Raw genomic sequence first — 6,002 nt, forward strand, 5'->3', positions numbered from 1 at the left:
GGGGCGTAGCGGATGCTTTTGGTGTTGACAAGGCGCGCCCCCGCGCGAACGCAACAGATAGTGCAAGCCAGCTAAAATGAAAAGCCATCGGCCCGACACGGCTTCCGGCCTGGCCGGTCGCCGCGTCAAGCGCCTGCAAAGCCGGGCTTCTTATGTCCCCGTTATCCACATATGTGACACACAAGATGTTGGGGTCATAAAAGCTACGCAAACGAATCCTTGACGGGTCGGAACGAGTCGCTTTTTATAGGCCATGCGCTCCTGTAGCGGGCGCGACCGGAGAGTTCTGAGGCCGGTCTTTTTTCCCGGATTTTGTGCGTTTTGCCCGGATTTCCGCCTGTTCACGAGGCCGGCGGAAGCGTTGGGATCGTTAGGGCTTGGGTGGGCGAAAGGGAGAATTGTCGGCCTGGAAAAAATGATCTGTTAACACTATATTTAGTGTTTGCAGGCAGGCTCGACGCTAGATAGTGTGAACCTCCCTCCACGGAGGGAATCGACAAAAGTTTCAGTTCGAGGGACCCGCGGGTCGGCCGGCAACCTGGGTAAGCGCCTGGAAAGGCGTTTGCTTGTCTGCATGGCAGCGCCCGCGACGAGGAGAGTGTCGGCGTCGCCCGCGATGCCGGCAAACGGCGGACTGCGCTTTTCGCCATGTGGGGCAGCAATCCCTTGGGAAAGGCGCTATATATAGACACAAAGGAACGGGACCAATGCGCATCGAGCGTCGCTTCACCAAGCCAGATCAGTCTGCCTATGCGGAGATCGAATTCCGCAAGGCTTTGTCGGAGATCAAGAATCCCGACGGCTCGGTGGTGTTCCGCCTGGACAATATCGATGTGCCGGCGCAGTTCAGCCAGGTCGCGGCCGACATCCTGGCTCAAAAGTATTTCCGCAAGGCCGGCGTGCCGGCGCGCCTGAAGAAGGTTGAGGAGAACGACGTCCCCTCCTTTCTGTGGCGTTCGGTTGCCGACGAGGCCGAGCTCGCTAAGCTGCCCGAGGCCGAGCGCTATGGTTCGGAAACCGACGCGCGCCAGGTTTTCGATCGCCTCGCCGGCACATGGACCTACTGGGGATACAAGGGCGGCTACTTCAAATCCGAGGATGACGCGCGCGCCTTCCGCGACGAGCTCGCCTATATGCTCGCCACCCAGCGCGTCGCGCCGAACTCGCCGCAATGGTTCAACACCGGCCTGCACTGGGCCTATGGCATTGACGGCCCGAGCCAGGGCCACTTCTATGTCGACCCCTTCACCGGCAAGCTGACCAAGTCGAAGTCCTCCTACGAGCACCCGCAGCCGCATGCCTGCTTCATCCAGGGCGTGCAGGACGACCTCGTCAACGAGGGCGGCATCATGGACCTGTGGGTGCGCGAGGCGCGCCTGTTCAAATACGGCTCCGGCACCGGCTCGAACTTCTCGATGCTGCGCGGTGAAGGCGAAAAACTTTCCGGCGGCGGCCGCTCGTCCGGCCTGATGAGCTTCCTCAAGATCGGCGACCGCGCGGCGGGCGCCATCAAGTCGGGCGGCACGACCCGCCGCGCGGCGAAAATGGTCATCGTCGACGCTGACCACCCGGATATCGAGGACTTCATCGACTGGAAGGTCAATGAGGAGCAGAAGGTCGCCTCGCTGGTGACCGGCTCCAAGATCGTCAAGAAGCATCTCGAAGCCATCATGAAGGCCTGCGTCAATTGCGAAGGCCATGGCGACGACTGCTTCGACCCGGCGCTGAATACCGCGCTGAAGCGCGAGATCAAGGCGGCCAAGAAGGACGCCGTGCCGGAGAACTATATCTACCGCGTCATCCAGTTCGCCCGCCAGGGCTACACCTCGATGTCGTTCAAAACCTACGACACCGACTGGGATTCGGACGCCTATCTCACCGTCTCCGGCCAGAACTCCAACAATTCGGTGTCGCTGAAGGACAATTTCCTGCGCGCCGTCGAGGCCGATGGCGACTGGCAGCTCACCGCCCGCAAGGACGGCAAGGTGCTGAAGACGCTGAAGGCGCGCGACCTGTGGGAAAAGATCGGCTACGCCGCCTGGGCTTCCGCCGATCCGGGCCTGCACTTCAACACGACAATGAACGACTGGCACACCTGCGCCTCCGCCGGTGCGATCCGGGCCTCCAACCCGTGCTCGGAATACATGTTCCTCGACGATACGGCTTGCAATCTCGCCTCGATCAACCTTTTGCCCTACCGCCGCGAAGACGGCACGATCGACATCGCCGCTTACGAGCACACCGTTCGGCTGTGGACCATCGTGCTCGAAATCTCGGTGATGATGGCGCAGTTCCCGTCCAAAGAGATCGCCAAGCTCTCTTACGAATACCGCACGCTCGGCCTCGGCTACGCCAATATCGGCGGCCTGCTGATGACCTCGGGCATTCCCTACGACTCCGACGAGGGCCGCGCCATCTGCGCCGCGCTCACCGCCATCATGACCGGCGTCGCCTACTCGACCTCGGCCGAAATGGCCGCCGAGCTCGGCGCCTTCCCGGACTATGACCGCAACGCCCAGAACATGCTGCGCGTCATGCGCAATCACCGCCGCGCCGCTTACGGCGACAAGGACGGCTACGAGAAGCTCGCCGTCAACCCGGTGCCGCTGGTCGCCTCCGACCTGAAGCAGCAGGCGTTGGCCGAGCATGCCCGCGCCGCATGGGACCGCGCCATCGAGCTCGGCGAGGAGCATGGCTACCGCAATGCGCAGGCAACCGTCATCGCGCCGACTGGCACGATCGGCCTGGTCATGGATTGCGACACAACCGGCATCGAGCCCGACTTCGCCCTGGTGAAGTTCAAGAAGCTCGCCGGCGGCGGCTATTTCAAGATCATCAACCGCGCCGTGCCGGAAGCGCTGCGCACGCTGGGCTATTCCGAGAGCCAGATCGCCGAGATCGAGGCCTATGCGGTCGGCCACGGCAACCTCAACCAGGCGCCCGGCATCAACCCCTCCTCGCTGAAGGCCAAGGGTTTTAGCGATGAGAAGATCGCGGCGCTGAATGCGGCGCTGAAGTCGGCCTTCGACATCAAATTCGTGTTCAACCAGTGGACGCTCGGCGCCGACTGGGTGAAGGAGACGCTCGGCTTCACCGACGAGCAGCTCGGCGACATCTCCTTCGAGATGCTGCCGGCTCTCGGCTTCTCGAAGAAGGACATCGACGCCGCCAACATCCATGTCTGCGGTGCGATGACCTTGGAAGGCGCGCCCTTCCTCAAGGCCGAGCATCTGCCGGTGTTCGATTGCGCCAGCCCCTGCGGCAAGATCGGCAAGCGCTCGCTCTCGATCAACAGCCACATCCTGATGATGGCGGCAGCGCAGCCCTTCATCTCGGGCGCCATCTCCAAGACCATCAACATGCCGAACGAGGCGACGGTCGAGGACGCCAAGAACGCCTATATGCTGTCGTGGAAGCTGGCGCTGAAGGCCAACGCGCTTTATCGCGACGGCTCGAAACTGTCGCAGCCGCTCAACGCCTCGCTGCTCGTCGATGACGACGAGGACGAGGACGAGGCGGTCGAACAGCTGATCGCGGCACCCGCCGCGCAGCGTGCCGTGCAGGTGACGGAAAAGATCGTCGAGCGCGTTGTCGAGCGGCTTTACCGCGACCGCGAGAAACTGCCGAACCGCCGCAAGGGCTACACCCAGAAGGCAGTCGTCGGCGGCCACAAGGTGTATCTCAGGACCGGCGAGTTCGACGACGGTCGCCTGGGCGAGATCTTCATCGACATGCACAAGGAGGGCGCCGCCTTCCGCGCGATGATGAACAACTTCGCCATCGCCATCTCGCTCGGCCTGCAATATGGCGTGCCGCTCGACGAGTATGTCGAGGCCTTCACCTTCACCAAGTTCGAGCCGGCCGGCATGGTGCAGGGCAACGACGCCATCAAGAACGCGACGTCGATCCTCGACTACGTGTTCCGCGAACTCGCGGTCTCCTATCTCGGCCGCCACGACCTCGCCCATGTCGACCAGTCGGACTTCGACAAGACCGCGCTCGGCCGCGGCATCACCGAAGGCAAGGCGACGCCCTTCTCCAAGGGCCTCTATCGCGGCGCCTCGCCGGTGAAGCTGGTGTCCGCTGCTGGTTCAGACCCGAAGGGTTTCGGCGGCTCTGGGCCGTCGACCGCCCCTGCCCGCGCGGCGCCCACCGCCTTCTCAGGCTCCAACGTGCTGGCGCTGAAGCCGGCAAGCGACGAGGCCATCGCCTATAAGCGCGACTATGAGGAGCGCGCCAGGGAACTGGTCGAGGATATGGTGGAAGAAGAAGCCGAGGCCGCCGGCGGCGCCGAGGCGTTATTCACCGACGCTGCCGCCAACGAGGCGGCCGAAGCGAAAAAGCTCGCCGCGACAAGGCGCCAGCAATCGCTTCTCCAGGGCTACACCGGCAACGAATGCTCCGAGTGCCACAACTTCACCATGGTGCGGAACGGCACCTGCGAGAAGTGCGACACGTGTGGAAGCACGAGCGGATGCAGCTGAGAGCTTAGATGCCGCCTCGGCTTACAGTCCGCGAAGTTATTCGCATGCTGGAGGCCGACGGCTGGTATTTGGTTGCAACCAAAGGCAGCCATCGCCAATATAAGCATAAGACCAAAGCCGGCCGCGTCACCGTGGCCGGCAAGCCGTCTGAAGAGGTTGCACCAGGAACGTTGAACAGCATCCTCAAGCAGTCCGGCCTGAAGGAGTGATGGTATGCGCTACGCCGTGGTGATCGAAAAAGCCGGAAATAACTTTTCTGCATATGTGCCCGACCTGCCAGGCTGCATCGCTACCGGAGCGACGGTAGCTGAGGTGGAAACCGAAATCCGTGATGCGATCCGCTTCCACATCGAAGGTTTGCGTGCTGACGGGCTGGATGTGCCGAAAGGCGTCAGCCTGGCGGAGTATGTAGAGGCGTAGCGTCTGGCGCCACGGCATTAGGGTAGAGGCATAACATGCCACAAGCCAGGCAAGATTAGCTTTTCGGAAATCGGGGCCTTGCTCGCTTACCCTTAAGGTCAATCTTAGTTTGGATTACTCATATACCCCAAGAGATTTTCTCTATGTCCCCCATGACGTTTGGCGCACATATGAGGACGCATGCAAGATTCTTCCTGTCAGCCCAGCTGGCTCGGCTGTCATTTCAAGACGCTGCCTTGAAGACCTATTGCTGTCGCTTGGTCACACCCAAAGAAGTCTAGCCAAACAGATTAGGTCAGCTACCAAAACCGATCGCCCAGGGGGAATGGCGGGAACTTATACAGCCTATGCCGATATGATCAGGTGCATTGGCAATCTTGCAGCACACCCTTTCATGACGAGCAACGGACTTCGGTCCTTCGAAGTCGAATATGAAGACGCTCATTGGTGTCTAGAAATGATCGAGGAATTATTCGACTTTTTTTATGAAAAACCTGAGGCCTTTGAGACGCGCACAATGGAGCTACAAGGCAGATTGATGAGACTGCACCGTCCCTGACGAACCGCGGCGCAGGCCGACCGCCACCATGACCGCCGAGTGTTCCGCCCTACCATGATCGACCACATCACCATCGAAGTCAGCAACCTCGACAAGAGCAAGCTCTTCTACGAAAAGGCTTTTGCGCCGTTGGGCTACAGCCTCTCCTTCGGCAAAAACGGCGTGTTCTGGGCCTTTGATGTCGGCAATGGCAGCCTGTTCGAGATCCAGAGCACGGGCGAAACGCCGCCGCTCACCCATCTGCATGTCGCCTTCCGGGCAAAGAGCAAGGCCGAGGTCGATGCGTTCCATCGCGCGGCGCTCGATGCTGGCGCGGCGGACAACGGCGCGCCCGGGCCGCGTCCGGATTATGCTGAGCACTACTACGCCTGTTTCGTGCTCGATCCCGACGGCTATAACATCGAAGCGATGATCAATGAGGGGTAGGTGGCGGCAAACCCTCCACTTCGTCATTCCAGGGCGGAGCAAGGAGCGAAGCGACGCGCGCAGACCCTGGAATCCTGTGTGTTGGTTCTGGTGTATGGTTGAAGTGGGAAGGA

At 61.2% G+C, this 6,002-nt stretch carries 5 protein-coding genes; all 5 read left to right on the forward strand.

From position 1 onward, the window contains the following. Window positions 1-707 precede the first annotated feature (707 nt). The 5 genes from LB538_RS27550 to LB538_RS27570 all read left to right on the forward strand — a co-directional run bounded on the left by LB538_RS27550 (window position 708) and on the right by LB538_RS27570 (window position 5,889). Window positions 708-4,484, forward strand: a complete 3,777-nt coding sequence (locus tag LB538_RS27550) for a vitamin B12-dependent ribonucleotide reductase (RefSeq protein WP_224532053.1) — start codon at window positions 708-710, stop codon at window positions 4,482-4,484. Window positions 4,485-4,492: 8 nt separating this feature from the next. Beyond that, a complete protein-coding gene (locus LB538_RS27555; protein WP_127863793.1) occupies window positions 4,493-4,693 on the forward strand; it encodes a type II toxin-antitoxin system HicA family toxin in 201 nt (66 codons plus the stop codon). A gap of 4 nt (window positions 4,694-4,697) precedes the next feature. Then, entirely contained in the window at window positions 4,698-4,904 is a 207-nt protein-coding gene (locus LB538_RS27560) for a type II toxin-antitoxin system HicB family antitoxin (protein ID WP_013532022.1), read from the forward strand. 109 nt (window positions 4,905-5,013) lie between these two features. Then, on the forward strand, window positions 5,014-5,463 hold the full coding sequence (locus tag LB538_RS29410; RefSeq protein WP_095765236.1) for a DUF4145 domain-containing protein: 450 nt from the start codon (window positions 5,014-5,016) through the stop codon (window positions 5,461-5,463). Between the two features lie 54 nt (window positions 5,464-5,517). Beyond that, a complete protein-coding gene (locus tag LB538_RS27570; protein WP_224532054.1) occupies window positions 5,518-5,889 on the forward strand; it encodes a VOC family protein in 372 nt (123 codons plus the stop codon). Window positions 5,890-6,002 lie beyond the last annotated feature (113 nt).

This window comes from Mesorhizobium sp. Ca11 (genome assembly GCF_020165275.1).
Lineage (GTDB): Bacteria > Pseudomonadota > Alphaproteobacteria > Rhizobiales > Rhizobiaceae > Mesorhizobium.